We start from the raw sequence: 26,280 nt of genomic DNA, 5'->3' as shown, positions 1-26,280 counted from the left end.
CCGTTGAACGGCTGCCATCAGAAGCATAAGGACACGAGATGTTTGGCGATATCGCCCGTTTTCTGCTCAATACCCTCTTCACGTTGTTCGGCGCGGCGCTGCTGCTGCGCGCGTGGCTGCAGGTCGTGCGCATGCCGCCGTACAACCCGGTCACGAACGCCGTGCTGCAAGCCACCAACTGGATCGTTCTGCCGCTGCGGCGGATTCTGCCGACCACGCGCAACGTCGACTGGGCGAGTCTCGTCGCAGCGCTGATCGCGGCAATCATCTACGTGGTGTTGATGGTGGTGCTGACCGGCGCCGATCCGCTCACGCTGCTGCCCACGCTGCTGATCGTCGCGGTGCTGACGCTGATCAAGTGGGCGCTGAACCTGATCATCTGGCTGACGATTCTGATGGCGCTCCTGTCCTGGCTCAATCCGCGTTCGCCGGCCATGCCGATTCTGTACCAGTTGACCGCGCCGTTTCTGAACCCGCTGCGGCGAGTGATCCCGCAACTGGGCGGCATCGACCTCTCGCCGATTCTGCTGTTCGTGATCGTGCAGGTTCTGTTGATGGTGGTCACGCGTGCTGCGGTTCAGCTCACTTACTTCGTGATCTGAGGCGCGCTCGCGCGGCCCATGAGCTAAACAAGGCAGCGGCGCAATTTGCGCTTGCTGCCCTTTCGCGAGTAAAATAGCGCGCTCTGCGGGCGTCGTATAATGGTAATACCCTAGCTTCCCAAGCTAGAGCCGTGGGTTCGATTCCCATCGCCCGCTCCAGATACTTTCCGGCAATTGCCCAATCGTTGCCGCTGTTCCGTGGAAAGTATCTGCATTCCCCAAAACTTCAAATCCAGTGATTCGCTTGCCACACCAACCGTGCGGACGCCGCATGGTGATAGCGGCCGAGAATATATCGAATACCGCCGCGGCATTCTTCCACGGCATCGCCGAATGATTCGAGGCCGTCCGGATTCAATTCATATTGCGACGGCAGCAATTGAAAAAGCCCACGCGCGCCCGATTTCGAATTGCGCAGATTGACCGCGCCGCCCGACTCCTGCGCCATCAGCCACAACAGGTCGTTGAATTGCGTTAGCGGCACGCGTTCAATCTGCATCGCTTTACGAAGCGCATTGCGTGAAGTAGCCGGAACTCGGTTCGGCCCAATTGCAATCCAGCCGGTTTTCGCTGCTTTTGCTTCGCGGTGATTGTGTGAGTGCTGACTCATAACGGATATTCGCGTGAATTAATCGTTGGAAAGAAGAAATGGCTTACAGAACGATTAAATCACATAACCGGTGACTTCCGTTATCGAAACGTAATGTCGCCCGGTTCGCCGTTGCTGCCAAGTGGACTCTGTCTGGACGCGCCCTTTTGCGTTGTGCTACCTTACGCGCACTTGCAACGCCCGCTCCACCTGACTGCCGAGCCTTCGGCGGAAATCAAGCACGAGCCGCCTCGACGAAGGCGGCTTTTTTATAGCGACGGCTGGCCGGCGCGGCAACCCGGCGCGATCGCATGGCAGCCGACGCGGCAATCGGCGCGCACAATATGCCGCCGACGCGGCCTACGCGCCGCGGCGGCGTCACAAAGCGCCCAAGCGCCCGATGCCCCATGCCCACGCCAACCGCGACCTTCACCTTGTAGCAGCATCGACCATGATCCACGATACCCACGACGCCGGCTTGCCCGACGAACTCCCGACACCCTCCAGCGACACCGACGCGCACCAAGCCGAGACCGAGGCCAACGCCGACGCCAACGCTCCGCAAGACGAAACCCTGCACCGCCGACGCATCCGCAGCTTCGTCACGCGCGCGGGCCGCGTGTCGACCGGCCAGCGCCGCGCGATGGACGAACTCGGTCCGCGCTTCGTCGTGCCGTTCGCGCCGCAGCAGCCAGACTGGAACAGCGTGTTCGGTCGTGAAGCGCCGCGCGTGCTCGAGATCGGCTTCGGCATGGGCGCGACGACGGCGGAGATCGCCGCACACCGTCCGGCCGACGATTTTCTCGGCGTCGAAGTGCATGAGCCGGGCGTCGGCGCGTTGCTGAAGCTGATGGGCGAGCAGTCGCTCACCAACATCCGCATCATTCAGCACGACGCCGTCGAGGTGCTCGAACAGATGATCGCGCCCGATAGCCTCGACGGCGTGCATATTTTCTTTCCCGACCCGTGGCACAAGGCGCGCCATCACAAGCGCCGCCTGATTCAGCCGAAGTTCGTCGCCCTGCTCGCCTCGCGGCTAAAGCCCGGCGCCTATCTGCATTGCGCGACCGACTGGCAAAACTACGCCGAACAAATGCTCGAAGTGCTGAGCGCCGAGCCGTCGTTGCAGAATACCGTCGACGGCTATGCGCCGCGGCCTGACTATCGTCCGGTGACGAAGTTCGAGCGGCGCGGTCTGCGGCTCGGCCACGGCGTGTGGGATCTCGTGTTCCGCAAGCGCGAGATCGCGTAAAGGCGAAAGCGCTCACGGCCTGGACATCGGCCTCGGCCAATAAAAAAGGTCCGCCAACATAATTGGCGGACCTTCTTTTTTGTCTCGCGCAAAAGAGCGCGCCGGCGTCAATCCGTCCAGCTCAACGCGCCGCTATAGCCGACCAGCAGAATCAGCAATCCGAAGCCGATGCGATACCACGCGAACGCCGTGAAATCGTGCCCGGCAATATAGCGAAGCAGCCAGCGCACGCACAGAAACGCGCTGACAAACGCGGCCACGAAACCGAGCGCGAAGATGCCGAGCGCGTCGACGGACAACAGATGCCAGTCCTTGTACAACTCGTAGGCCGTCGCGCCGAACATGATCGGGATCGCGAGGAAAAACGAAAACTCCGTCGCCACGCGGCGGTCGAGACCAAACAGCATCCCGCCGATGATCGTCGACCCCGAGCGCGACGTGCCGGGAATGAGCGCGAAGCATTGGGCCAGGCCAACTTTCAGCGCGTCCATTGGCGTCATGTCGTCCACGTCGTGCACGCGGGCGGCCTTGCCTTCGCCGCCTTGCCCGCGCTGCCGAGCCTCGGCCCACAAGATGACGACGCCGCCGACGACAAGCGCGAACGCGACCGGCACCGGCGAAAAGAGCGCCGCCTTGATCGACTTTTCGAGCAGCAGTCCGAGCACGATCGCCGGAATGGTTGCGATGATTACATTGAGCGTGAAGCGCCGCGCCTCAGGACAGCTCGGCAAGCCGGTCACGACGCTGGCGATGCGCCGGCGAAACTCCCAGCACACCGCGAGAATCGCGCCGAGTTGAATCACGACGTCGAAGGTCTTCGCGTGTTCGTCGGTGAAGTTGAGCAGACTGCCCGCGACGATCAGATGCCCGGTGCTCGACACCGGCAAAAACTCCGTCAGACCTTCGACGATGCCCAGAATCAACGCCTTGCAAGCCAATAACCAGTCCATCCGTGCCCCTCATCGCTATTGATTGTCGATTGCCGGAACTGGCAGGAGCAGCACGGCGACGCGCGGCCCTGCCGGCCGCGCACAGCGTCATTTCTCGACGATTTGCACGCGTATACCGTTTGTAAGGATCGTGATTGTACCGGGTTCGTAGTTCACTCCGGCAAATTGCAACTGTTCCGGCTTGAACGTGTAGATCGGGTAGTTGCTCAGCAACTGCGTCGCGAGGACGGCGGCGGCAGCATTGATCTGTTGCGTGTACGCCTGCGCCTGGCCGCTCACGCTGACGTTGTCGACGTTCGGCGATTTAAGCACGACGGACCGGCTCGCGGCATCGTACGCGAGTTCGCTCGACAGTGTGAAAACACCGTCGACCGGCTGCGGCATGAAGGGGCTCGCCAGGTGCGCGTCGAGCTTCACCGACACGCGGTTTGCGTCCGGCAGCAAGCCGACCACCGGATGGCTCAACGCGACGTCGAACACCTGGGAAACCGTGCGCTGATACGGAAATTTCCGCTGCACGGCGTCCTGCACCTGCTGCTGCGAGAACGTGTAATGCGACGGAATGAACGGAAAAGTCGACGTCGCGCACGCCGCGAGCGAGACGGCGCCAAGCGCGCTCGCGCCTGCCAGCGCGGCGAATAAAAAACGGCGCCGGGCCGGCGCAACCAATCGAGCCATACGGTTTCTCCAATCGACCACAGTTGAGGGCTTAGCCCTCTGTCAAAGCACTTGTTTCATCGCACTTGTTTGATTCAACGCGCGGGCTGCGTCTGCGCCTCCAGTTGCGTGAGCCACAAAAGCGCTTGCCCTCGATCGTCTGCGCACATCTCCGCTTGCGGCTGCAATCCCGAACAGCACGCGGGGCGCTCGGGCCGTCCGAAGATAGCGCAACGCAAATCGTCGGCAAGCTGCACGCAACGCACGCCTGCCGGCTTACCGTTCGGCATGCCCGGAATCGGGCTCGAAATCGACGGCGCGATGCAGCACGCGCCGCAATCGGGCCGGCACGCATGATCGGTCAGAGACTCGCGTTTTGCAACGCGCCCATATACATCGTTCACGACGAAAATTCCTGGATTCGAGCAACGGCGCCGCAGCGCCAGTCCCGCATTGTGCCACCGTGTCGCGTGCGACCTTTTTACACAATCGCGCGCGAGGCGGCTCCCCTACACTGGCTCTCGATCTGAGGATCTGAACGATCTTAAGGATCTAAATAAAGGCCACGCTCACGAGGCGCCCGAGTACGTCGCACGCAGTTTCCACGCGGTCCGCAAAAAACCATGCGCAACCGGCGCGACTCCCGCCTCTTATCGCGGCCGTCGAACACGAGCCACTCATGACCAACGCCAATTCGCTCTTTCGCCCCGACCTGCTCGCCAAATACAGCGCGAACGGCCCACGCTATACGTCCTATCCAACGGCCCTTCAGTTCCGCGACGACTTCAACTCCGCCGACTATCTGCGCGCGGCAGCCGATCCCGGCGCGTCCGCCGCGGACCTCTCGCTGTACTTCCATATCCCGTTCTGCGACACCGTCTGTTTCTATTGCGGCTGCAACAAGATCGCAACGAAAAACCGCGGGCGCGCGCGCCCGTATCTGGACCAGTTGAAGCGCGAAATCGCCTTGCAGGCAGCGTGTTTCGACACGCGCCGGCCGGTGTCGCAATTACATCTGGGCGGCGGCACGCCGACCTTCATGTCGAACGACGAACTCGCCGAATTGATGAGCGCGGCCCGCGACCACTTTACCTTGCTGCCCGACAGCGAAGCCGAATATTCGATCGAAGTCGATCCGCGCGAGGCCTCGCCGGATACGATCGTGCATCTGCGCAAGCTCGGCTTTAATCGGCTGAGTCTCGGCGTGCAGGATTTCGATCCGCTCGTGCAGCAGGCGATCAACCGCATCCAGCCGCTCGATATGACCGCGTCGGTCATGCAGGCTGCGCGGCACGTGGGCTTTCATTCGATCGGCGTCGATCTGATCTACGGACTGCCGCATCAAACGGTGTCGAGCTTCAGCCGCACGCTCGACACGATGATCGAGCTCGCGCCCGATCGCCTGTCGGTGTTCGCGTACGCGCATATGCCGAAGCTCTTCAAGATGCAGCGTCAGATGGACGCCGCGGCGCTGCCCTCGCCTGCCGAGCGTCTCGCTATCCTGCAACGCGTGGTGGAGCGTCTGACCGCGGCCGGCTACGTGTACATCGGCATGGATCATTTCGCGCTGCCCACCGACGAACTCGCGCGCGCCCAGGCACAGCGGACCTTGCACCGCAATTTCCAGGGCTACAGCACGCGCGCCGAATGCGATCTGATCGGCTTCGGCGCGTCGTCGATCGGCAAGGTCGGCGACGTCTACGCGCAAAACGCAAAAGATCTGCCGGCGTATGGCGCCGCGATCGACGCGGGCCGACTCGCGATCACGCGCGGCGTGCGCCTCACCGCCGACGACCGTTTGCGGCGCGACATCATCACCCAGTTGATGTGCAATCTGGAACTGCGCTTCGACGAATTCGAAGCGATGTACGGTATCCGCTTCGCCGATACGTTCGAGCCCGAATTCGAACGCTTGCGCGGCTTCGAGCAGGACGGCCTCGTGTCGGTCACGGACGGCAAGCTCGAAGTGCGGACGGCCGGACGCATGCTCGTGCGCAACATCGCGATGGTGTTCGACCACTATCTCGGCCAGCAGACGCTCGAACGGTTTTCGCGCACTGTCTGAACGACTGGCGAATGGCGGCGGCTTGCCCGTCGGCGGATTTTCGGCCATAATCTGCGTCTTCGCCGCGCGAGAGTTTTTAACGCGTGTGCCGCAAGATCTGCCCAGGTGGTGAAATTGGTAGACGCAGGGGACTCAAAATCCCCCGCCGCAAGGCGTGCCGGTTCGATTCCGGCCCTGGGCACCATCAAGTTTCCAAGCAATACCCAAGCAACACAAAGAAAACCCGCGCCGGCTGAACGCTTCGCGGGTTTTTCGTTTTTGGTTTCGCAATCTTGTCGCGCGGTTTGCGCCCGCCCGATTCGCTTCGAAAAACGAACCGAGCGCGCCACCACCAACGCAAGCAGCGCGACAGCAACCCGTCGCGCCATCTGATCGTCAACTCTGCCGCCCAACCACCCGCGCAGCACTCCCATGCGCCGCCGCGCGCCTGCGCTTGAACTCATAACCCGCCCACATCACCACGAGCCACACCGGCACGAGCCACACGGACACGGACAAACCGGGCGTCATCGCGAGAATCACGAGGATCAGCGCCATGAACGCGAGGCAGATCCAGTTGCTCACCGGAAACCAGAACGACTTGAAGACGAGCGTCTCGCCCGCGGCAACCATCGCCCGGCGCGACTTCAGATGCGTCAGGCTGATCAGCGCCCAGTTCAGCACCAGCGCGGCAACCACGAGCGCCATCAAGAGGCCGAGCGCTTCCGCGGGAATCAGATAGTTGACGATCACGCACGTGAACGTGGCGAGCGCCGACAGGCCGATCGCCATATACGGCACGCCGCGCCGGTCGACCTTCATCAGCGCGCGCGGCGCATTGCCCTGTTCCGCGAGACCGTACAGCATGCGGCTATTCGCATACACGCCGCTGTTGTACACGGACAGCGCCGCGGTCAGCACCACGACGTTGAGCACGTTGGCGGTCAACGTCGAACCGATCTGCGAAAAGATCATCACGAACGGGCTGCCGCCGGCCGCGACTTCGTTCCACGGATACAGCGAAAGCAGCACGGCAAGCGAGCAGATGTAGAAAATCAGAATCCGGTAGATGACCTGATTCACGGCCTTCGGAATGCTCTTTTGCGGCTCGTCGGCCTCGGCTGCGGTAATGCCGATCAACTCCAGTCCGCCGAACGAAAACATGATGACCGCGAGCATCGTGAAGAGGCCATGAAAACCATGCGGGAAAAATCCGCCGTGGCTCCAGAGATTCGTGATCGACGCCTGCGGTCCGCCGTGGCCGGAAATAAGCAGGTAGCCGCCGAACAGGATCATGCCGATCACGGCCACGACCTTGACGATCGCAAACCAGAACTCGGTTTCGCCGTACGCCTTCACGTTCGCGAGATTGATCGCGTTGATGCCGGCAAAGCAGACGAGCGCCGATACCCACGTCGGCACACTGGGCCACCAGTAGTGGACATAGGTGCCGACCGCCGTCAGCTCAGCCATGCTGACGAGCACGTACAACACCCAGTAATTCCAGCCCGACAGGAAGCCGGGAAAGTCGCCCCAATACTTGTACGCGAAGTGGCTGAACGAGCCCGCCACCGGTTCCTGCGCAACCATCTCGCCCAACTGCCGCATGATCATGAACGCGATGATTCCGCCGATGGCGTAGCCGAGAATCATCGACGGGCCGGCGGCCTGCAACACGCTCGCCGAGCCGAGAAAAAGGCCCGTGCCGATCGCGCCGCCGAGCGCAATGAGTTGAATATGGCGATTCTTGAGCCCGCGCTTCAGGCCCTCTTGCTGTAGTGCATTGTTCAAATTGCGCCCCAGTGTATGGATTTCGATCGCCCGACAGCAGACTTGTGGCCCGCCCCGGCAGAACCGAAAATTTTACCCCGGCCGATATTGCCCAAATACTGGTGTCAACCCGCGCTTCGTGCCGCGCCGCACTTGCCCCCGCCGAATGTGATTGTCACTGCGGCGCCGGTTCGGTATGTTGCCGTAGTCGGGTTGGCCCTCTCCGGAGATTCAGCATGTCGCCCAAAAAACGCCTCGTTTGCGCTGCCGTCTTGTGTCTTTGTTTTGCGAGCCGCGGCGCGTTCGCGCAGACTTACACGCCGGCTCCGGCGCCCGAGCCTGCAACGTCTGCCGCACCGGGCGTGCTGCCCATGCCGGGCCCGGCTGCCGAATCTTCCGCGCCTGCGGTACGGGATCAGATGCCCGGCCAGGCGCCTGCCGCCGAAGCCAGCGCCGCCGCAGTGCCCGCCCCCGCTTCAGGCGCGCCGAGCACACCGCACGCCAAAGCCGCCGCCGCACCGCCCGCCGCCGCGCCCATGACCGGTCCCGTGCGCAACGTCGTGCTGGTCCACGGCGCATTCGTCGACGGTTCGAGCTGGAACGGCGTGGTCGCGAAGCTGCAGCAAAAGGGCTATCACGTAAGCTCGGTGCAGAACCCGCTGACCTCGCTCGCCGACGACGTCGCCGCGACACGCCGCGTGCTGGCTCGCCAGCAAGGGCCGACGATACTCGTCGGTCACTCGTGGGGCGGCGTCGTGATTACCGAAGCGGGCGCGAATGCGCCGAACGTCGCGGGACTCGTCTACGTGGCGGCCGTTGCGCCGGATCTGCACGAGTCGACGACGGACCTGCTGAAGCGCGCCGCGCCGATGCCGGCGGGCGCAGGCATCACGAAGGATGCAAGCGGCTTTCTGTGGCTCGATCGCAGCAAGTATCACGCGGATTTTGCCGCCGACGTCCCCGAGAACGTGACGCGCGTGCTGTCCGCGGCGCAGGTGCCGATCGCCGCGACGGCTTTCGGCGAAACGGTCAGTCAGGTCGCGTGGAAAGAGAAGCCTTCGTGGTACGTGCTGACGACGAAAGACCGCGCCGTGTCGCCGGACGTCGAGCGATTCATGGCCGAGCGGATGGGCGCGAAGATCGTGCCGATTGCGTCGAGCCATCTCGCGCCGGTGTCGCATGCGGGCGCGATTGCGGACGTGATCGACCGCGCCGCGCGCGAATTGAGCCGGCAGCAGTAGGCGTAGGCCCGCAACACACTCGCTACCGCAGCATGAACGACATCGCGGACAGGCAGTTGAGCATGCGCACCACATGTTCCGCCGACGCCGCGCTAAAGCGCAGCGTGACCGCATCGACGCGCGTCATGGTCGGCCACTGACAGAAGAGATCGGCGAGCGCGCTGGTCTGCACGCGCAGTTCGCACTCGACGGGTTTTGCTGCGGCGGCGCGCGTTGCATGCGGCGCGCGTCCTTCGGCGAGATGCTGCTGCACGACCTCGCGCGCCGCGCTCTCTATCGCCGCACGAGCGTTTGCCGGCGATTGCGTGACGCCGCTCGCGTGCCCCGTCGCGCTCTTCGTCACGACAAAACGCGCGCCTGGAAAACGCGGCGCGGTTTCCTCGGCGAATACGTCGTCGCCCGATAAAAGCGCTACCTGTGCGCCATATTCTTCAGCGAGCGCACCGTACAACCCGGCCTCGCCCACCTCCACGCCGTTCAGCGAAACGCGTGCGAACGCAAAGCTGTTGATGGTGTGCGCAAGGATGCCGCGCGTTTGCGACATCGCGTGATAGCCGATCATGAAGACCAGCGACGCGCCATATTCGAGGCCCGCCATCATGCCGAGCGTGCGCGGTTTGCCGAGCACCACCTGGGCGCGCGCGTCGAGCAGATCGGGTAGCAGATTGCGAAAGCCGCCGTGCGAGTCGTTGACCCACACTTGCGTCGCGCCGCCCGCAAAGGCGCCTTCGATTGCGGCGTTCGCTTCGAGCGTCATCCAGCGGCGCGCGGCCTCATATTCGCCGTTGCCCGCACGCGTTTGCTCGGGGTGAAATACGCCGGCTATGCCTTCGATGTCGGCGGAAATAAGGACTTTCATCAGGGACTTTGCTTGAGTAAATGAGCGAGGTCGGGGACGCTCTCGCGCAGCGATAGACGTCGATGGCCATCGCGGCCGGTGACGGATTGCGCGCTCCACAACGCGTCGAGAATCGCCTGCTCGACGCTGTCGGCGCAGGCGCGAAAAAGCGGGTCCATGCATTGATCGGCGACGAGCGGCGGCAGCGCAATGTATTGCGCGAGATGCGGCACCGTGTAGGCCGTCGAAAAGGCGAGCGCTAAGTCGCCGCTGCCGTGGCCATACACCGAACCCGTCCGCGCGAGGCCCGCTGCCGCGCGCAACGAAAGGCGCTTGAGTTGACGCGCGTCGAGCGGTGCATCGGTGGCGACGATCATGATGATCGAGCCTTGCTCGGGCTTTGTTGCATCGGCATCGGCTTTCGCTTTCGCTTTCGCTGCGCGTTCAGCCAGGATGCGCCCGACAGGATGGCCGTCGACAACCAGCATCGGCAAACGTCCAAAGTTAGCGAGCGCGAGCGCACCGACGACGTACTCTCGCCCCGCAACGCTCACCACGCGCGATGCAGTGCCGATGCCGCCCTTCAGATCGAAGCACGACATGCCGCGGCCCGCGCCGACCGAGCCGCGTGCCACCTTAGTTCCGGCTGCCGCGTACGCATCGTTGAAATGCTGTTCGCCGATCGCAAGCGCCTGAATATCGTTGAGATATCCGTCGTTGCATTCGAACACCAGCGGATTGACGGTCGGCCACTCGCGCCCAATGCCTGGGCTCGCGTTAATCGCCGCGCGAATCTGCGCCTGCGCCACCGCGGCCACGCCGAACGTGTTGGTCAACGCAATCGGCGTTTCGAGCGTGCCGAGTTCGTCGATCTGCACGAGCCCGATGCTCTTGCCAAAACCGTTGATCACCGACACAGCCGCGGGCACCTTGTCGATAAACGGATCGCCCGCATGCGGACGAATCACGGTCACGCCGGTTTGCAGCGCGCCTTCAGCGAGCGTGCAATGTCCGACGGTGACGCCCTCTACATCGGCGATCGTGCCCAGCGCACCGCTCGGCAATGTGCCGATATGCGGCGCGTTGTTATCAGCCTGCGAAGGTTGCGATTGCATCGAACTCATGCGCGATCGAGTTTCGGATCGAGCGCATCGCGCAAACCGTCGCCGAGCAGGTTGAACGCCAGCACGGTGAGGAAAATCGCGAGGCTCGGGAACAGCGCGATATGCGGTGCGGTCACCATATCGGCGCGCGCTTCGTTGAGCATCGCGCCCCACTCGGGCGTCGGCGGCTGCGCGCCGAGTCCGAGAAACGACAGGCTCGCGGCCGTGATGATCGACGTGCCGATACGCATCGTGAAGTACACGACGACCGACGAGATCGTGCCCGGCAAGATATGACGCACGATGATGGTCCAGTCCGACGCGCCGATACTGCGCGCCGCTTCGATATACGTGAGCTGCTTAAGCATTAGCGTATTGCCGCGCACGAGCCGCGCGAACGCCGGAATGCTGAAGATCGCCACCGCGCAGATCACGTTGACCATGCCGTTGCCGAGAATCGCGACCACGCCGATCGCGAGCAGAATGCCGGGGAAAGCGAACAGCACATCGGCCACGCGCATCGTGATGCGATCCCACCAGCCTTCGTAGTAACCGGCGAGCAGCCCGAAGAACGTGCCGATCACCGCGCCTATCGCAACGGAAAGAAAGCCTGCTTCGAGCGAGATGCGCGAGCCCGCGAGAATGCGGCTGAAAATATCGCGGCCCAGTGAATCGACGCCGAACCAGTGCGCAGCGGAAGGCCCCGCGTTCAACGCGTCGTAATCGAAGAAATTCTCCGGGTCGTAGGGCACGATATGCGGCGCGGCAATCGCGACCACGACCAGCAGCAGCACGAAAATGCCGGCGGCGAGCGCCACATGCTGCTTGCGGAACTTGCGCCAGAATTCGCTCCACGGCGTGCGGATCGTGCGCTCGGCGCTCGTAGGTTTGGCCGCATTCGGCTCGGTGGCTGTCGTGCTCATGCGGGCCTCACTTGAAACGGATAGTCGGATTGATCACGGCGTACAGCACGTCCACGACCAGGTTGATGATGATGAATTCGAGCGAGAACAACAGCACCTCCGCCTGAATCACCGGATAGTCGCGCATCGACACCGCATCCACCAGCAGGCGCCCGAGGCCCGGCCAGTTGAACACGACCTCGACGACAATCGAGCCGCCGAGCAGAAAGCCGAACTGAAGGCCCATCATCGTGACGACGGGAATCATCGCGTTGCGCAGGCAGTGCTTGACGATCACGAGCCGCTCGGGCACGCCCTTCGCGCGCGCGGTGCGCACGAAGTCTTCGTTCATCACTTCGACGAACGACGCGCGCGTGAAGCGCGCCATCACTGCCGCGACGGCCGCGCCGAGCGTCAGCGAAGGGAGGATGTAGCTCTGCCACGAACCATCGCCGACGATAGGCAGCCAGCCGAGCTTCACCGAGAAGATTTCCATCAGCAGCATGCCGAGCGCGAAGGCAGGAAACGAAATGCCGGACACGGCAAGCGTCATGCCGAGCCGGTCCGGCCAACGGTTACGCCACACCGCCGACACGATGCCGATGCCCATGCCCAGCACCACCGCCCACACCATGCTCGCGAGCGTGAGCAGCAGCGTCGGCATGAAGCGCTCGGCGATCTCCTCGCTCACGGGCCGCTTGCTGCGTGTGGAAATGCCGAAGTCGCCGTGCGCGATCTTCACGAAGAAGCGCGCGAATTGCTGCGGCATCGGCTTGTCGAGCCCGAGGTCGGCGCGCACGAGAGCGACGGTCGCTTCGTCGGCATCGGGACCGGCCGCGAGCCGCGCTGGATCGCCCGGCAGCAGATGCACGAACAGAAAGACCAGCACCGCGACGATCGCGAGCGTCGGCAGCAGACCAAAGAGACGTTTGACGATGAAATTCAGCATTGAAGCTCAATCCGGCAATGATTCGGGCAACGAAATACCATGTACTGCACACGCGAGCGCGCGGCGCCGCGCGTCCTGAAGCGTCCTGATCGACGTGCAGCGCCGCGCGCCCGGCTCGTCACTTGATGGCGATTTCGTCGAAGTTAAACGAACCGTCCGGCGCGACATACGCACCCGACAGACGCTTGCTGCGCGCATACACGACCTTTTCCTTGACAAGGAAAATCCACGGCGCGTCGGCCCAGATGCGCTTTTGCGCGTCCGTGTAGAGCGCGGCCTTCTGCGCGCGGTCGGTGGTTTCGAGCGCCTGCTTCAGATCGTTGTCGACGGTATCGTTCTTGTAGTACGCCGTGTTCATCATCTTCGGCGGGAACGAGACCGTTGCGAGCAGCGGCGTGATCGCCCAGTCGGCTTCGCCCGTCGACGACGACCAGCCCGCGTAATACATGCGCACCGGCGCAGTGGCGGCGTCCTGCGCGCTTTCGACTCGGGCGACGCGCTGACCGGCTTCAAGCGCTTCGACCTGCGCCTTGATGCCGACCTGCGCGAGTTGCTGCTGCACGAACTGAATGACCTTCTGCGCCGTCGAGTAGTTATACGCGGACCACAGCGTAGTTTCGAAGCCGTTCGGATAGCCGGCTTCCTTCAGCAACGCGCGCGCCTTCGCCGGATCGTACGGCCACGGCCCGAGCTTCACCGCATAGTCGACGCCCTGCGGCACCACGCCGTCAGCCGGCGTTGCATAACCGGCGAACACGACCTTCGTCAGCGCTTCCTTGTTGACCGCGTAGTTGAGCGCCTCGCGCACCTTCGGGTTATCGAACGGCTTCTGATTCAGGTTCAGGCTGATATAGCGCTGAATGATCGAAGGCGATGCGATCAGATCGACCTTCGGGCTCGACTGCAATTGCGCAGCCTGCTCGAACGGCACCTGAAACGCGAAGTCCGCTTCGCCGGTGCGCATCAGCGCGGCGCGCGTGTTGTTGTCGACCACCGGCTTCCAGTCGATCGCGTCGATCTTCGGGTAGCCCTTCTTCCAGTAGCCGGCAAACTTCTTCACCGTCAGGTCGCCTGCCGGGTCCCACTTCACGAATTCGAACGGACCTGTGCCGACCGGATGGAACGCGATGTCCTTGCCGTATTTCTTCAGCGCGTCAGGCGAAATCATCACCGCCGACGGATGCGCGAGCACGTTCACGAATGCCGAGAACGGCGCCTTCAGCGTGATCTTCACCGTGTACGGATCGACCACTTCGGTCTTCTCGATACGGTTGAACATGTTGTAGCGCTTGAGCTTGTTCGCCGGATCGGTCACGCGGTCGAAGTTCGCCTTGACAGCGTTGGCGTTGAAGTCCGTGCCGTCCTGGAACTTGACGCCATGACGCAGCTTGAACGTGTAGACGCGCGCATCGGGGCTCGCTTCATAGCTGTCGGCGAGCACGTTGACGAGCTTCATGTCCTTGTCGAAGCCGAAGAGGCCCTGATAGAACGACTTCGCGACGGCTTGCGAGAGCGTGTCGTTGGCATCGTAGGGATCAAGCGTCGTGAAGTTCGTGGCGACGGCCATCACTGCAGTCGTTTCGGCGTGCGCGGCGTTGCCCGCGAGCATGGCGAACACTACTGCGCCGCCGCCGAGCAGCGCGCGCAAACGAAACGGAGAAGACGGGACCAGCAGGTTCATGAGTTGGCTCCAGGCTGCGAGTTGAAACGGTTTAGGTTGTGTTTGACGACTTGCTTCGGCGTGTTGCGCCGAGGCTTTTTTGCTTTGCTTTTTGCTTTGCTGCTTTAATCGTTCGGCTTTGATGACTCGTTCAATACGCACCGCCCACGCGATGCTGCGCGACGAAGTGATCGGGCCCGACCGCGATAAGCGGCGCTACCACGGGCTCATCGTTCAATGCGCGGATCGGGCTCGGGATTTCGTCGGCGGCGAGCATGCGTTTCGCGTGACGGCGCGCCGGATCGGCAACCGGCACCGCGCCCATCAGCTTTCTCGTGTACGGATGCTGCGGCGCCTCGAACACCGCACGACGCGGCCCGATTTCGACGATCTGTCCGAGATACATCACGGCCACGCGATGACTGACGCGCTCGACCACCGCCATGTCGTGCGAAATGAACAGATACGCGACGCCCAGTTCGCGCTGCAAATCGAGCATCAGATTGACGATCTGCGCCTGCACGGAGACATCGAGCGCGGAAACGGATTCGTCTGCGATCACGACTTTCGGATTCAATGCGAGCGCGCGCGCAATTGCAATGCGTTGCCGCTGACCGCCGGAGAATTCATGCGGATAGCGGCGCGCGGCCTCGGGCGGCAAGCCGACTTTTTCGAGCAGCCACGCGACTCGCGCTTGCGCCTCGGCACCTTGCGCGACGCCGTGCACGAGCAGCGGCTCCATGATCGAAAAGCCGACCGTGAGCCGCGGATTGAGCGACGCGAACGGGTCCTGAAAAATGAACTGGATGTCGCGGCGTAATGCCTGTAGTGACGCGCCGGTCAGCGAACTGATTTCGCGGCCGTTGAATTCGATTGAGCCGCTTTGGCTTTGCACCAGTCGCAACAACGAGCGGCCCGTGGTCGACTTGCCGCAGCCCGACTCGCCGACGAGCGCGAGCGTCTCGCCCGGCCGCAAATCGAAGCTGACTTTTTCGACGGCATGCACGCGGCCGGTCAGGCGGCCAAAGAGACCGCTTCGCACCGGAAAGCGCGTGACGAGATCGCGCACACGCAGAATAGGCGGCGTGCTTTCATCGACGCGCGGCTGCTCTTCTTTCGCGACGGCGGCCGCGGGGCGCACGGGTTCATCGGCGCCGCTCAAGCTCGCCTGCTCGACGGTCAGAATCGGAAACTTCGCGGGCTGATCGGTGCCTTGCATTGCGCCGAGACGCGGCACGGCCGCGAGCAGCGCCTTCGTATAAGCATGCGACGGAGCGGCAAAAATCGTATCCGACGCGCCCTCTTCCACTTTTTCTCCGCGATACATCACGAGCACGCGGTCTGCGACTTCCGCGACCACGCCCATGTCGTGCGTGATGAAGATCACGCCCATGTTCATCTCGTCCTGCAAGCCGCGGATCAGTTGCAGAATCTGCGCCTGAATGGTCACGTCGAGCGCGGTGGTGGGTTCGTCGGCGATCAGCAACGCGGGCTTGCACGACAGCGCCATCGCGATCATCACGCGCTGGCGCATGCCGCCCGACAGTTGATGCGGAAAGCGCGCGGCCACGCGCCGCGCCTCGGGAATGCGCACGAGTTCGAGCAGGCGCAACGTCTCGGCGAAGGCCGCGGAACGGCTCTTGCCTTGATGCAGCGAAATGGCCTCGCTGATCTGATCGCCCACCGTGAAGACCGGATTGAGCGACGTCATCGGCTCCTGAAAGATCATCGCGATGTCGGCGCCGCGAATCGAACGCATCGTGCCCGACGACGCTTTCGCGAGGTCGAGCACGTTGCCGTCGCGGCGCCGGAACATGATGCTGCCGCCGGCAAGGCGCCCACCGCCGTGCTCGATCAGCCGCATCAACGCGAGCGATGTCACCGATTTGCCGGACCCCGATTCGCCGACGATCGCGAGCGTCTCGCCGCGCTCGACCGTGAACGACAGATCGCGCACCGCGTTAAACGTGGTCTCGCCGCTGCGAAACGCAACCGACAGGTTGTCGACCGACAGCACGCGCTGCGGCGGCAAGGGTTCAATAAGCGGGCTGGCGGTGTGCGATGAAGTCGGCACGGTGGTTCCTTTAAATTCGAACGCGCGGGCGGTTCTGCAATATTATTCTGGATGACGAACTAACGGTAGATCGCCGTCACCGGCGTTTCGCCGACGCGCGCGAAACCGCGGTACATGCCCTCGGTATTGAACGGCAGCGCAATGTTGCCGCGCGCGTCGACGGCGATCAGGCCGCCGCGGCCGTCGATCTTCGGCAGGCGGTTCATCACAACGTCGTGCGCGGCGTCGTGCAACGACACGTTGCGATAGGCCATTTGCGCGGCGACGTCGTAGGCGGCGACCATGCGCATGAACATTTCCCCCGAGCCGGTTGTCGAGACCGCGCAGGTCGCGTCGTCCGCATAACAGCCCGCGCCGATCAGCGGCGTATCGCCCACGCGTCCCAACTGTTTATTGGTGACGCCGCCCGTCGATGTCGCCGCGGCCACGTGGCCGTGCCGGTCGAGCGCGACCGCGCCGACAGTACCGAACTTGCGGTTCGGATCGATCGGTTCGTGCGGCGTGGGCTCCTGAGCAGCCGTTGACGATGACGACGACGAAGCAGCGAGACTCGCGCCGTCGTGGTCGAGCATCGCACGTTGCTGATCGCGCGCAAGCAGCCATTGACGATGACGCGCCTCGGTATCGAAGTACGCAGGCTCGACGAATTCGAGTCCCTGCGCGGCGGCGAAACTTTCGGCGCCTTCGCCGGTGAAAAGCACATGTTCGCTACGCTCGAGCACACTGCGCGCCGCCAGAACCGGATTGCGCACGCGCTTCACGCAGCAGACCGCGCCGGCTTCGAGCGTGCTGCCGTCCATGATCGCCGCGTCGAGTTCGTGCGTGCCCGCCGCGGTGTACACAGCGCCACGGCCCGCGTTGAACAGCGGACAGTCTTCGAGCAGCCGCACCGCTTCGCTCACCGCGTCGAGCGCGCTGCCGCCGTCCGCGAGTACGCGTTGACCGGCGCTCAGCACCGCGTGCAGCGCCGCGTGATATTCGGCTTCGGCGCTCGGCGTGAGCGACGCGCGCAGGATCGTGCCCGCTCCGCCGTGAATGGCAATGACTGCGTTGGTGTTCATCGTTTGAGTTTGGGTTGGGCTTTGGCAGTGCGATGTTTTGCGACAGCAGCGCCGGCCGCCTGCGCGACCGTACTCGCCGACGCCGACGCGGAGAGCGGATCGGTAAGCCACGGCAGGACGAATTCGGTGACTTCGGCGGCCGCCTTCACCGAGCGTTTGGCGCGATACGCAACCGCGTCGCACAGCGCTTCGATCACCGCGAGAACGGCCGCGTCCGCGTTCGCCGCAAGCCGGCGTTCGGAACGCACATACAACGACAGGTCGGCGAATTGCGCGAGCGGCGAGCGCGGACCGTCGGTGAGCGCAAGCACGCGTGCCCCGCGCGTCGCCGCACGGCGCGCGAGTTCGATGGTGTCGTCGACATAACGCGGGAAGGCGATGCCGATCACCAGGTCGCCTTTATCGCAATTGAACAGACGCCGCGCGGCATGCGACGGTCCGCCGATGAACGCGAGCGACTGCACGTTGTCGTGATAGGCCATCAGGTTGTGCTCCATCAGCCCGGCGAGAAACGCGCTCGTGCCCGCGCCGAGCACGAACACGCGGCGCGCCGCGAGAATGGCTTCGACGACGGCTTCGGCGGCGGCGCTGTCGATCGCGGTGCGCGTCAAATGCAGATTGCTGGCCGCCTGTTCGAGCGAAGCGTCGACGACATCGTCGCCCGCGGCGAGCGACTCTTGCGCGCTGCGTAGCCGCTCGACCGGCGCGAGCGTCGCCTCGAATCCGCGCACGAGCGCCTCACGAAACTGCGGATAGCCGTCGAAGCCGAGCGCGCGCGCGAAGCGATTCGCCGTTGCAACCGACGCGCCGACCACGCTCGCAAGCTCGTCGATCCGCATGGTGGCCGCGCGAAACAGATTGGCCAGCACGTACTCGCCCATGCGCCGATGAATCGGCGTGAGCGTGGGCATGGCTGCCGCGATGCGCGCGGCGATAGCCTGCTCGGCCTGACTGGATGCAACGGACGATTGATGAATCATGCGGGCGATGCAGCGCGGTAGTGTCTTTGCAACAGCGAGTTTTTAGTGGTGTAAGCGGAATGCATGAAAGTATATTTACATGGAATCGGCCTAGAAAAACATTCATTTTCATTTTTACGGGTTTGCCCTGGCGTCCTGCACGCAATGGAATTGATCTTCAGCAAGCGGCGGCATGTTGCTGTTCGGGAATGCGGGCGAGCCGCGCGGCAGGCGACATCGCAATGATCGACGCCTGCACGAGAAACGCCACTGCCGCTACGACGAGGCACGCGTCCACGCTCCAATGCGCGCTGATCAACGCACCCAGCAATGCGCCCGCAGGCCGCGCGCCGTAGGTGGCCGTGCTGTTGAGCGCCGAGACGCGGCCCATCATCCGTTGCGGCGTGATGGCCTGACGCAGCGTGGTCGAGCCGACCACCCAGAGGATCGGCCCAACGCCGAGCAGGAAGAAGCTGAGCAGCGCGAGCCAGAACGACGGCGCGACGAGCGTCGCCACCATCACGAGCGAAGCCAGCAGTCCGCACGACGGCCCGATCATCAGCACGCGCCCGAACGCGAGGCGTCGCGCGATGGCGGGCGCGGCCAGCGCGCCGCACACCATGCCGACGCCATACGCGCCAAGCGTGATGCCAACCGCCGACGCACTGAGCCCGAGCCGATGCACCGCATACGGCACGTACACCGCTTGCAGCACGAAGAAGCCGAGGTTGAAAAAGACCGCGGTTGCGAGCATCGGAAGCAGTAACGCATCGCGCCAAACGAAGCGCGTGCCGTCGCGCAGTTCGTGCATGAAGTGACGCGCGGGCACTGGCGCGCGAGGCGGTTCGCGCAATCCCGCGAGCAAAGCCACGGCCAGCGCCGACAAGCCCGCCGCGCAGCCGTATGCCCAGCCCGCGCCGATCCAGCCGACGAGCAACCCGCCGAGCGCCGGTCCCGCCGAATACGCAACGCTGCGCGCCAGTTCGAGGCGTCCATTGGCGCTCGCATACGCTTCGCGCGAGACGATCGACGGCACCAGTGACGGCGCGGCAACGTTGTAGGCGACCGTGCCCGTCGCGGCAATGAAACCGAGCGCGCCGAGCAAGGGAAGATTGAGTGCATGAGTCAGCAGAAGCATGAGAACGAACAGCATCGCGACGACACGCAGGCTTTCGGCGAGCGCCATCAACGTGCGGCGCGAGCGGCGGTCGGCCCAGACGCCGAGCGGAATCGACAGCAACAGGAACGGCAACGTCTGCGCTGTCTGCAACAGGCCGGTGCCGCGCGCGTCGGCGCCGAGTGCGAACACTGCGACGAGCGGCGCGGCGGCAAGGCTGATCTGCTCGGCCGATTGCGCCACGAGATTCGACCATGCAAGCCGCTGAAAAGCGGCCGGCAAAGCGACACGGGATGAGGACGGCGTGGCGTGCATCGATGGCTCCTGCAACGGATTAGGAAGTGACCATCGTGGCCGCGATCGCCGCGCGGCACGCCCCGCTTCTTGCGGTGTTATTCTTCGCTCGCCATGAATCTCGAAAGCATTCTTTTCTCCCAAGGCTTCGGCTCGCGCCGTCAATGCCGCGCGCTGATTGCGGACGCTCGCGTCGCGATTGGCGGCATCGTATGCACGGACCCGGATGCGGACTTTGCAACCGACGACGCGTCGTTCAGCTTCAGCGTCGACGGTGTGCCGTGGCCGTATCGCGAGCATGCGTATCTGCTGCTCAACAAGCCGGCGGGCTATGAATGCTCGCGCGATCCGCAGCATCATTTGAGCGTGTTCAGTCTGCTGCCGCCGCAATTCGCCGAGCGCGGCGTGCAATGCGTGGGCCGGCTCGATCAGGACACGACCGGCCTGCTGCTGCTCTCCGACGACGGCAAGTTCGTGCACATGTTCACGTCGCCGAAACGCAAGGTGCCGAAGGTGTACGTCGCGACCACGCGCCATGCTATCGACGACCAGCAGTTGAGTGCGTTGCGCGATGGCGTGCTGTTGCACGGCGAGTCGAAAGCGGTGGCCGCGATCGACGCTCAGGCGCGCGGCGAGCGCTCGCTCGCGCTTACCGTGATGGAAGGCAAGTATCACCAGGTCAAGCGGATGATCGCCGCGGCGGGCAACCGTTGCGAAGCGCTGCATCGCGAGCGCGTTGGCGGCCTTGCGTTGCCCGCGACGCTTGCGCCCGGCGCGTGGCAATGGCTCGACGAAACCGAGCTGAAGTTGTTGGGATCTTCACGGACTGGGTAAACGACAACAGCGCCGCTACAGCGCACGCAACTCTCTGACGACGCAGGACATTCGATGCGCGCGGACGCACATTCGCTCGCGCCCTGCATGCGTTGAACGCTGCGCCGCAGCATGCGGTTGCTCATGGCTCGCCCTATACTCGTCTAAACAAAGACTACAAAGAGTTCAAGGAGGCGCCATGATCGTCCATAACGGAATCATGAACTCATATGTGATGGTGGCGTTTGTGTGTCTCGGGGTGCTGCTGATCGGCGGATTGCTGATAGTGATGCGGCGGCGGCACAAGTACGATCCCAATCTGATCGGCGCGTTGGTCGGCGCAATGCTGTGCTTTTTGCTGCTGGAGGCGCTGCCCGCGCTGACCTGAACGGCGAAGCGAGCGGCGCATGGCGCGCAACGGTCGCGCCGGGTTCTCTGTTGTCCGCGGCCACGCGACGTGGCTATCGCGCTTCACAGTTTGGCGTCGTTCATCACTTCGAGCGCTGCTCGCCACGCCCCGCTTCCCGCAAAAAATCCTCGACGCTCGGATAGCGCAAACGCACGCCCAGTTCCTCTTTCAGACGGCGATTCACGAGCCGCCTCGACTCGCGCATGAACGACAGCAAGGTCGGCTCGATCTGCGCTTCGGCTTGCTCCCGCGTGATGCGCGGCGGGCGAGCCAAACCGAATGCATCCGCAACAAGATCGAAGTACTCGCCCATTTTCAGCGATGAGTCGTCGGACGCGTGGATCACGCGCGCGGGCCGGCCGTGTGTCGCGAGACGCACGAGAATCGCGGCGAGGTCGTCGGCGTGAATGTGGTTCGTGTAGACGTCGTCAGTAGCGACGAGCGCGGGCGTGCGTTTTTCGAGCCGCGCGAGCGGCAGGCGATTGCCCGCATAGATGCCGGGAATGCGCGCGATGCTCGCGGCAATCGAGCCGCGCGCGGTTGCGCGCCGCAACTGGCGCTCGGCGGACACGCGGCGCTTCGCGCGCGCATTGGCCGGTTCGACGCTGCGCGTTTCGTCGATCCACGCGCCGCCGCAATCGCCATAGACGCCCGTCGTGCTCGCATAGACCAAGCGCACGGGCGCGCGCGAAGCCGCGGTCCGGCGAAGGCCGTCGGGTACAATATTGGCTGGTTCTGCCGCTGTGCCTGCTGTTGCCCACGAGGCGCGAGCGCGGCGCATGCGCCCGATCGGCGCGGACGTTGCATAGCGTGTTGCGCGTGCCAAAGCAAAGTCGCGGCGCATGCTCAAGGTTGCAAGCAACGCGCGGGTGCGGCGGTCGTCGTCGCCGGTTTTCTGCGGGGGTGCGAGATGCAGCACGGTCGGCGCGAGACCCGCGAGCCGTTTCAGACTGCGGCGCTCGTCGAGATCGCCGACCAGCGGCGAGACGCCCGCGGCGCGCAATTCGGCGCAGCGCCCGGCGTGGCTGGTGAGCGCGAAGACGTGAGCGTGCGGCAGCAGCAGAGGCACGCAGCGCATGCCGACATCGCCGCAACCTACGATCAACACGCGCGGACGGCGGAAGTTTCGTGTCGCTTTCATGGTGCAGGCATTGTAGCCGCCACGCGCCGCGCGCATCGGGCGGCAGTGGGCGCAGCCCTTGCTGCTCCTCGCTGTAGCTTCGCCGTAGCCTCGCCGTGACTTATTAACGATTACCGACTTTCCATTTCCGAACACATATGGCATTTAACGTCACGCTCCGGCAAAGCGGCCGGCAGTTTCAGGTAGAACAGGACGAACCGGTGTTGACCGCGGCCTTGCGTCAGGGCATCGGTCTGCCGTACGGCTGCAAGAACGGCGCATGCGGTTCGTGCAAGGGCGCCGTGGTGAACGGCCAGGTCGAGCAGCGCGCGCACTCGTCGTCGGCGTTGTCGAACGATGAAAAGACTCGCGGCATGGCGCTCTTCTGCTGCGCGACGGCGTGCTCGGATCTGGAAATCGACATCCGCGAAGTGGCCGGCGTGGGCGACGTGCAGGTCAAAAAGCTGCCGTGCCGCGTGAACGCGATCGAGCGCAAGGCCGACGACGTCGTCGTGCTCAAGCTGCAACTTCCCGCGAACGAACGCCTTCAGTATCTGGCTGGCCAGTACCTCGAGTTCATTCTGAAGGACGGCAAGCGCCGCAGCTATTCGATGGCGAACGCGCCGCACGCCGAAGGCCCGATCGAGCTGCATATCCGCCACATGCCCGGCGGCGCCTTCACGGATCACGTATTCAACACGATGAAAGAGCGCGACATTCTGCGCTTCGAAGCGCCGCTCGGCACGTTCTTCCTGCGCGAAGAATCGGACAAGCCGATCGTGCTGCTCGCGTCGGGCACGGGCTTCGCACCGCTGAAGGCCATCGTCGAACATGCGGTGTTCAAGAACCTGGATCGCCCGATGACGCTGTACTGGGGCGCGCGTCGCAAGAAAGACCTGTATCTGCTCGAGCTTGCCGAGCAATGGGCGCGCGAGATTCCGAATTTCAAGTTCGTGCCGGTGCTGTCGGAGCCGGACGCGAGCGATGCGTGGACCGGCCGCGTCGGCTTCGTGCATCGCGCGGTGATCGAGGATCTGCCCGATCTGTCCGCGTATCAGGTGTATGCGTGCGGCGCGCCGGTCATGGTCGAATCGGCGCAGCGCGATTTCACGCAACATCATCGCCTGCCCGAAGACGAGTTCTACGCGGATTCGTTCACGAGCGCGGCGGATCTCGCCAACGCCGTCTAAGCAAAACGCCGACGCGACGCGCTGTCTGCAAATTCATGGTTTACACCGGCGCTTGCCTTGTCGTATTCTTTCGCGCATGAACCGCATCCAGTCCGAACTTCGACGTCGCCGCTCGCCGCTTCCCTAGGGACGCCGCCGGCTTCATCACGGATTCGCGCTACAACAGAGCGCAAGCTGTTCGAATCATGAAAGCCACGGCATGCCGTGGCTTTTTTGTTTTTCCCTTACCCACTTGTTACCCGCTGCCTGGAGCCTGCCGTCATGAACTTCAATGAGTATCCGATCGAGTCGCTGATGTACATCACGAACCGGCCCGACATCGTTTTCACGCACGGCAAGGGCTCGTGGATCTACGACAACAACGGCAAGCGCTATCTCGACTTCATTCAGGGCTGGGCCGTGAACTCGCTCGGGCACTGCAACGAAGGCATGATCGAAGCGTTGAACAAGCAGGCGCAACTGCTCATCAATCCGTCGCCGGCTTTCTATAACGAGCCGATGGCGAAGCTCGCCGGCCTGCTCACGCAACATAGCTGCTTCGACAAGGTGTTCTTCGCGAACAGCGGCGCGGAAGCGAACGAAGGCGCGATCAAGCTCGCGCGCAAGTGGGGCAAAAAGAACAAGGACGGCGCGTTCGAAATCATCACGTTCGATCACAGCTTCCACGGCCGCACGCTCGCCACCATGTCGGCGAGCGGCAAGCCGGGCTGGGACACGATCTACGCGCCGCAAGTGCCGGGCTTCCCGAAAGCGGATCTGAACGACATCGCGTCAGTGGAAAAACTGATCAACGCGAAGACGGTCGCGGTGATGCTCGAACCCATTCAGGGCGAAGGCGGCGTGATTCCCGCCACGCGCGAATTCATGCAGCAACTGCGCGAGCTGACCCGCAAGCACAACCTGCTGCTGATCGTCGACGAAGTGCAAAGCGGCTGCGGTCGCGCCGGCACGCTGTTCGCGTATGAGCTGTCGGGCATCGAGCCGGACATCATGACGCTCGGCAAGGGTATCGGCGGCGGCGTGCCGCTGGCTGCGCTGCTTTCGAAAGCCGAAGTTGCGATCTTCGAAGCGGGCGATCAGGGCGGCACCTACAACGGCAATCCGTTGATGACGGCCGTCGGCTATTCGGTGATCTCGCAACTGACCGCGCCGGGTTTCCTCGAAGGCGTGCGCGCGCGCGGCGACTATCTGCGCGCGAAGCTGCTGGAGTTGTCGGAAGAGCGCGGCTTCAAGGGCGAGCGCGGCGAAGGTCTGCTGCGCGCGCTGCTGCTCGGCAAGGACATCGGTAACCAGATCGTCGAAAAGGCGCGCGACATGCAGCCCGATGGCCTGCTGCTGAACGCGGCGCGTCCGAACCTGCTGCGCTTCATGCCGGCGCTGAACGTCACGAACGAAGAGATCGACCAGATGATGGCGATGCTGCGTTCGATCCTCGACACGCTGTAATCGAAGCGGGCCACGCATGATGAGCACAATCGCCGCGCTTTCGATCCGCCGTTTCGACGCACGCGACACCGACGCCGTGATCGCGTTGTGGCAACAGGCGTTTCCCGAGTACCGGGACGCGACGAAGCCGCAACGCAACCCGCGTCTGTCGATCGCAAACAAGCTCGCGACGCAGCCCGAATTGTTCTTCGTGGCCGTGCTGGGTGAACGCGTGGTCGGCACGGTGATGGGCGGCTACGACGGCCATCGCGGCTGGCTCTACTCGCTCGCCGTCGATGAGTCGTTGCGGCGGCATGGCATCGGCTCGCGTCTGGTCGCGCACGTCGAAGCGGCGCTGACCGCGCTGGGCTGCCCGAAGCTGAATCTGCAAGTGCTGTCCGCGAAGAACGACGTGCGCGCGTTTTATGAGGCGCTCGGTTATCGCGCGGATGAAGTCGTGAGTTTCGGCAAACGTCTTGGCGAGCTGGCGGATTCTTCGCGGGGGTGAGTGCTTCGTGGTGCGCTGTGCTGCGCCGCGCCGCGCCGCGCAAAGACAAAGGCCGCATGCGTTAGTTACGCATGCGGCCTTTGTTATTGAGGCTTTAGTTTGCGAGGCTTATTCGCCCAACTCATTCACCCAGCTCATTCACCCAGCTCATTCACCCAGATAAGCCGCCCGCACCTTCGGATCGTCCAGCATCTGCTTCGCATCCCCCGACATCGTGACGAGACCCGAGTCCATCACATAGCCGCGATTCGCGGCCTGCAACGCGAGACGGGCGTTCTGCTCGACCAGCAGCACGGTCATGCCTTCACCCGAAATCGCGCGCACCACTTCGAAGATCTTCTCGACCATGATCGGCGACAGACCCATCGACGGCTCGTCGAGCAGCAGCAGCTTGGGACGCGAGATGATCGCGCGCGCCATCGCCAGCATCTGCTGTTCGCCGCCCGACAGCGTGCCCGCGTATTGCGTGGCGCGCTCTTTGAGACGCGGGAAAAAGCCGAACATGCGATCGACGTCGGCCTTGATGCCGTCGGTGTCGGTGCGCAGATAAGCGCCCATCTGCATGTTCTCGACAATCGACATGCGCGCGAAAATGCCGCGGCCTTCCGGCACCATCGCGAGGCCGCGCTTCAAAAGCTCGTGCGGCGGCACGCCCTTGATCGACTGGCCCATATACTCGATGTCGCCTGCTGCGTAAGGCTTGAGACCCGTGATCGCCTTCATCGTCGTGGTCTTGCCCGCGCCGTTCGCGCC

The 26,280-nt window shown here is 63.6% G+C and carries 25 protein-coding genes and 2 tRNA genes; 11 read left to right on the top strand and 16 right to left on the bottom strand.

Translation table 11 applies throughout. The features are described 5' to 3' along the window. Positions 1-38 precede the first annotated feature (38 nt). Both AB6809_RS04460 and AB6809_RS04455 read left to right on the top strand, forming a co-directional pair. Positions 39-602: a YggT family protein gene (locus AB6809_RS04460; RefSeq protein ID WP_006050150.1), complete on the top strand. Its 564-nt coding sequence runs from the start codon at positions 39-41 to the stop codon at positions 600-602. Positions 603-687: 85 nt separating this feature from the next. Next, positions 688-761, top strand: a tRNA-Gly gene (locus AB6809_RS04455). A gap of 67 nt (positions 762-828) precedes the next feature. Here AB6809_RS04455 and AB6809_RS04450 read toward each other — a convergent pair. Continuing rightward, positions 829-1,086, bottom strand: a complete 258-nt coding sequence (locus tag AB6809_RS04450; protein ID WP_307258023.1) for a hypothetical protein — start codon at positions 1,084-1,086, stop codon at positions 829-831. Positions 1,087-1,642: 556 nt separating this feature from the next. Here AB6809_RS04450 and trmB point away from each other — a divergent pair. Then, positions 1,643-2,443 (top strand): tRNA (guanosine(46)-N7)-methyltransferase TrmB, encoded by an 801-nt coding sequence (trmB, locus tag AB6809_RS04445; protein WP_029968000.1) that lies wholly within the window; start codon positions 1,643-1,645, stop codon positions 2,441-2,443. A gap of 107 nt (positions 2,444-2,550) precedes the next feature. Here the strand turns inward: trmB and AB6809_RS04440 are convergent, their stop codons facing one another. The 3 genes from AB6809_RS04440 to AB6809_RS04430 form a co-directional block, all read right to left on the bottom strand. Continuing rightward, complete coding sequence (locus AB6809_RS04440; RefSeq protein WP_371026043.1) at positions 2,551-3,393, bottom strand: undecaprenyl-diphosphate phosphatase; 843 nt, start codon at positions 3,391-3,393, stop codon at positions 2,551-2,553. A gap of 87 nt (positions 3,394-3,480) precedes the next feature. Continuing rightward, entirely contained in the window at positions 3,481-4,071 is a 591-nt protein-coding gene (locus AB6809_RS04435; RefSeq protein WP_006050146.1) for a DUF1439 domain-containing protein, read from the bottom strand. Positions 4,072-4,145: 74 nt separating this feature from the next. Continuing rightward, positions 4,146-4,454: a YkgJ family cysteine cluster protein gene (locus tag AB6809_RS04430; RefSeq protein ID WP_029968005.1), complete on the bottom strand. Its 309-nt coding sequence runs from the start codon at positions 4,452-4,454 to the stop codon at positions 4,146-4,148. Positions 4,455-4,729: 275 nt separating this feature from the next. Between AB6809_RS04430 and hemN the strand changes: the two genes are divergently transcribed. Beyond that, entirely contained in the window at positions 4,730-6,115 is a 1,386-nt protein-coding gene (gene hemN, locus AB6809_RS04425; RefSeq protein WP_029968006.1) for an oxygen-independent coproporphyrinogen III oxidase, read from the top strand. Between the two features lie 99 nt (positions 6,116-6,214). Next, positions 6,215-6,299: transfer RNA gene (locus AB6809_RS04420), tRNA-Leu, on the top strand. Between the two features lie 191 nt (positions 6,300-6,490). Here the strand turns inward: AB6809_RS04420 and AB6809_RS04415 are convergent. Continuing rightward, positions 6,491-7,885, bottom strand: a complete 1,395-nt coding sequence (locus AB6809_RS04415) for an amino acid permease (RefSeq protein ID WP_029968008.1) — start codon at positions 7,883-7,885, stop codon at positions 6,491-6,493. Between the two features lie 215 nt (positions 7,886-8,100). On the opposite strand from AB6809_RS04415, the gene AB6809_RS04410 reads away from it, so the two are divergent. Then, the gene (locus AB6809_RS04410; RefSeq protein WP_029968011.1) at positions 8,101-9,105 is read left to right on the top strand and encodes an alpha/beta fold hydrolase; all 1,005 of its coding nucleotides are present in this window, start codon (positions 8,101-8,103) and stop codon (positions 9,103-9,105) included. A gap of 22 nt (positions 9,106-9,127) precedes the next feature. Here the strand turns inward: AB6809_RS04410 and AB6809_RS04405 are convergent, their stop codons facing one another. From AB6809_RS04405 to AB6809_RS04365, 9 genes are all read right to left on the bottom strand, one after another. Beyond that, entirely contained in the window at positions 9,128-9,964 is an 837-nt protein-coding gene (locus AB6809_RS04405; protein WP_029968013.1) for a M55 family metallopeptidase, read from the bottom strand. Further along, positions 9,964-11,067 (bottom strand): P1 family peptidase, encoded by a 1,104-nt coding sequence (locus AB6809_RS04400; protein WP_051153927.1) that lies wholly within the window; start codon positions 11,065-11,067, stop codon positions 9,964-9,966. The genes AB6809_RS04405 and AB6809_RS04400 overlap by 1 nt, the downstream gene beginning before the upstream one ends. Next, positions 11,064-11,969: a glutathione ABC transporter permease GsiD gene (gsiD, locus tag AB6809_RS04395; protein ID WP_029968017.1), complete on the bottom strand. Its 906-nt coding sequence runs from the start codon at positions 11,967-11,969 to the stop codon at positions 11,064-11,066. The genes AB6809_RS04400 and gsiD overlap by 4 nt, the downstream gene beginning before the upstream one ends. A 7-nt stretch (positions 11,970-11,976) precedes the next feature. Next, positions 11,977-12,897, bottom strand: coding sequence for a glutathione ABC transporter permease GsiC (gene gsiC / locus AB6809_RS04390; protein ID WP_006050137.1), 921 nt, complete (start codon positions 12,895-12,897; stop codon positions 11,977-11,979). A 118-nt stretch (positions 12,898-13,015) separates the two neighbouring features. Then, positions 13,016-14,578: a glutathione ABC transporter substrate-binding protein GsiB gene (gene gsiB / locus AB6809_RS04385; RefSeq protein ID WP_029968019.1), complete on the bottom strand. Its 1,563-nt coding sequence runs from the start codon at positions 14,576-14,578 to the stop codon at positions 13,016-13,018. A gap of 130 nt (positions 14,579-14,708) precedes the next feature. Then, positions 14,709-16,631: a dipeptide ABC transporter ATP-binding protein gene (locus tag AB6809_RS04380; RefSeq protein WP_006050135.1), complete on the bottom strand. Its 1,923-nt coding sequence runs from the start codon at positions 16,629-16,631 to the stop codon at positions 14,709-14,711. 59 nt (positions 16,632-16,690) lie between these two features. Further along, complete coding sequence (locus AB6809_RS04375; protein ID WP_029968021.1) at positions 16,691-17,692, bottom strand: isoaspartyl peptidase/L-asparaginase family protein; 1,002 nt, start codon at positions 17,690-17,692, stop codon at positions 16,691-16,693. Next, positions 17,689-18,672, bottom strand: a complete 984-nt coding sequence (locus AB6809_RS04370) for a MurR/RpiR family transcriptional regulator (RefSeq protein ID WP_029968022.1) — start codon at positions 18,670-18,672, stop codon at positions 17,689-17,691. The genes AB6809_RS04375 and AB6809_RS04370 overlap by 4 nt, the downstream gene beginning before the upstream one ends. 157 nt (positions 18,673-18,829) lie before the next feature. Beyond that, on the bottom strand, positions 18,830-20,083 hold the full coding sequence (locus AB6809_RS04365) for an MFS transporter (protein WP_029968023.1): 1,254 nt from the start codon (positions 20,081-20,083) through the stop codon (positions 18,830-18,832). A 93-nt stretch (positions 20,084-20,176) separates the two neighbouring features. Here AB6809_RS04365 and AB6809_RS04360 point away from each other — a divergent pair, with 93 nt between their 5' ends. Together AB6809_RS04360 and AB6809_RS04355 are read left to right on the top strand one after the other, a co-directional pair. Continuing rightward, a complete protein-coding gene (locus tag AB6809_RS04360; RefSeq protein ID WP_029968024.1) occupies positions 20,177-20,896 on the top strand; it encodes a pseudouridine synthase in 720 nt (239 codons plus the stop codon). Positions 20,897-21,074: 178 nt separating this feature from the next. Next, entirely contained in the window at positions 21,075-21,263 is a 189-nt protein-coding gene (locus tag AB6809_RS04355; RefSeq protein ID WP_006050130.1) for a hypothetical protein, read from the top strand. Between the two features lie 103 nt (positions 21,264-21,366). On the opposite strand, the gene AB6809_RS04350 is transcribed toward AB6809_RS04355, so the two are convergent. Further along, positions 21,367-22,425 (bottom strand): NAD-dependent epimerase/dehydratase family protein, encoded by a 1,059-nt coding sequence (locus AB6809_RS04350; RefSeq protein ID WP_029968025.1) that lies wholly within the window; start codon positions 22,423-22,425, stop codon positions 21,367-21,369. 137 nt (positions 22,426-22,562) lie between these two features. On the opposite strand from AB6809_RS04350, the gene AB6809_RS04345 reads away from it, so the two are divergent. From AB6809_RS04345 to AB6809_RS04335, 3 genes are all read left to right on the top strand, one after another. Then, complete coding sequence (locus AB6809_RS04345; protein ID WP_053858651.1) at positions 22,563-23,594, top strand: CDP-6-deoxy-delta-3,4-glucoseen reductase; 1,032 nt, start codon at positions 22,563-22,565, stop codon at positions 23,592-23,594. Between the two features lie 261 nt (positions 23,595-23,855). Next, the gene (locus AB6809_RS04340; RefSeq protein WP_006050127.1) at positions 23,856-25,040 is read left to right on the top strand and encodes an acetylornithine transaminase; all 1,185 of its coding nucleotides are present in this window, start codon (positions 23,856-23,858) and stop codon (positions 25,038-25,040) included. Between the two features lie 19 nt (positions 25,041-25,059). Beyond that, complete coding sequence (locus AB6809_RS04335; RefSeq protein WP_044021325.1) at positions 25,060-25,527, top strand: GNAT family acetyltransferase; 468 nt, start codon at positions 25,060-25,062, stop codon at positions 25,525-25,527. 147 nt (positions 25,528-25,674) lie between these two features. Here AB6809_RS04335 and AB6809_RS04330 read toward each other — a convergent pair. Next, positions 25,675-26,280 (bottom strand): ABC transporter ATP-binding protein (locus AB6809_RS04330; protein ID WP_371026042.1); only part of this gene is annotated, 606 nt, incomplete at its 5' end.

It is taken from the genome of Paraburkholderia sp. RCC_158, from assembly GCF_041355255.1.
Taxonomy (GTDB): Bacteria; Pseudomonadota; Gammaproteobacteria; order Burkholderiales; family Burkholderiaceae; genus Paraburkholderia; species Paraburkholderia graminis.
This window is presented reverse-complemented; position numbering and strand designations above follow the sequence as displayed.